This window comes from Arthrobacter sp. I3 (assembly GCF_000520575.1).
GTDB lineage: Bacteria > Actinomycetota > Actinomycetes > Actinomycetales > Micrococcaceae > Arthrobacter > Arthrobacter humicola_A.
Genome location: NZ_KI914914.1, coordinates 1 through 2,100, shown reverse-complemented (window position 1 = coordinate 2,100; position 2,100 = coordinate 1). Strand labels below are relative to the sequence as shown.

General features: G+C 66.8%; 1 protein-coding gene and 1 pseudogene. Both read left to right on the top strand.

The window, feature by feature from the left end:
* Positions 1–868, top strand: an 868-nt coding sequence (locus Y706_RS27915) for a thiamine pyrophosphate-dependent enzyme (RefSeq protein WP_043435280.1), incomplete at its 5' end; no start/stop codon positions are given.
* A 198-nt stretch (positions 869–1,066) separates the two neighbouring features.
* Positions 1,067–1,918: pseudogene (locus tag Y706_RS24085) on the top strand (thiamine pyrophosphate-dependent enzyme); the annotation flags it as partial.
* Between the last annotated feature and the right edge of the window lie 182 nt (positions 1,919–2,100).

Below are 2,100 nucleotides of genomic sequence, written 5' to 3'. Positions count from 1 at the left end.
CCGCCCCACCTATGATCTGCTGGAGGAAACCGACCTGCTCGTTTTCGTCGGGACGGTCCCGGGGGATGTGATCACGGACGGTTTCGTGTGCCGGCAGGACTGGAACAAGAACAACTTCCTCGTCTCCATCGATCCCTCGCTGCGCGGCCGCTCCGGTCCGGTCTCCCGCCAGATCCTGGCCAAGCCGGACGCCTTCGTCCGGGACCTGGTCAACATCGACCTGCCTGTCAAGGAGGAGTGGAAGGCGTGGACGGCCCGGATGCGCGCCGAGCAGCGCTCCTTCGCCAGCCTGCCGCCGTCGGTCCCCGGCGACGGGCTCGCGAAGATGGACACCCTGATGGCCAACCTCGTGCCGCTGCTGCCGCAGGACGCCCTGGTGACGTTCGGGGCGGGCGAGCACACCAACTGGGCGCACCGGTACTTCCCCACCCGGCGCTACGCCTCGATGATCAGCGCCCGGAACGGTTCCATGGGGTACTCGGTGCCCTCGGCCATCGCCGCCTCCCTGGCCAGCCCGGAGCGCCGGGTGGTCACCATCGCGGGCGACGGGGAATTCCTCATGAACGGCCAGGAGCTCGCCACGGCCGCCCAGTACGGAGCCACGCCGCTGATCATCGTGATGGATAACCAGGAGTACGGCACCATCCGCACCCACCAGGAACGCCACTACCCGTCCCGGGTGTCGGGCACGCAGCTGAAGAACCCCGACTTCGGCATGATGGCCCGGGCGTTCGGCGGTTTCGGCATCACCGTCACCGAGGATAAGGACGTGCCGGCCGCCCTCGAGGCGGCGCTGGCCGCCATCGACCGGGACGGTGTGTTCGCCCTGGTCCACCTCGTCGTCGAACAGCGGGTCAAGGCCTACTAAATCCACCCTGCCTACCTGGTTGCGCTATCAGTCCTGGTCGTCATTCGGCGTCCATAACCGCCATGACCGATAGCGCAACGGGTGGTTGGAGTGGTGCCTGGAGGCTACTCCCCTGTTTCGCCGCCTATTCCCCCGTCTCGCCGTCTAGGTGTACTGAGCCGGGACGTTGTTGACATGTAGGGCTTGAAAACGAGGAGGATGCTGGAGGAAACCGACCTGCTCGTTTTCGTCGGGACGGTCCCGGGGGATGTGATCACGGACGGTTTCGTGTGCCGGCAGGACTGGAACAAGAACAACTTCCTCGTCTCCATCGATCCCTCGCTGCGCGGCCGCTCCGGTCCGGTCTCCCGCCAGATCCTGGCCAAGCCGGACGCCTTCGTCCGGGACCTGGTCAACATCGACCTGCCTGTCAAGGAGGAGTGGAAGGCGTGGACGGCCCGGATGCGCGCCGAGCAGCGCTCCTTCGCCAGCCTGCCGCCGTCGGTCCCCGGCGACGGGCTCGCGAAGATGGACACCCTGATGGCCAACCTCGTGCCGCTGCTGCCGCAGGACGCCCTGGTGACGTTCGGGGCGGGCGAGCACACCAACTGGGCGCACCGGTACTTCCCCACCCGGCGCTACGCCTCGATGATCAGCGCCCGGAACGGTTCCATGGGGTACTCGGTGCCCTCGGCCATCGCCGCCTCCCTGGCCAGCCCGGAGCGCCGGGTGGTCACCATCGCGGGCGACGGGGAATTCCTCATGAACGGCCAGGAGCTCGCCACGGCCGCCCAGTACGGAGCCACGCCGCTGATCATCGTGATGGATAACCAGGAGTACGGCACCATCCGCACCCACCAGGAACGCCACTACCCGTCCCGGGTGTCGGGCACGCAGCTGAAGAACCCCGACTTCGGCATGATGGCCCGGGCGTTCGGCGGTTTCGGCATCACCGTCACCGAGGATAAGGACGTGCCGGCCGCCCTCGAGGCGGCGCTGGCCGCCATCGACCGGGACGGTGTGTTCGCCCTGGTCCACCTCGTCGTCGAACAGTGGGTCAAGGCCTACTAAATCCACCCTGCCTACCTGGTTGCGCTATCAGTCCTGGTCGTCATTCGGCGTCCATAACCGCCATGACCGATAGCGCAACGGGTGGTTGGAGTGGTGCCTGGAGGCTACTCCCCTGTTTCGCCGCCTATTCCCCCGTCTCGCCGTCTAGGTGTACTGAGCCGGGACGTTGTTGACATGTAGGG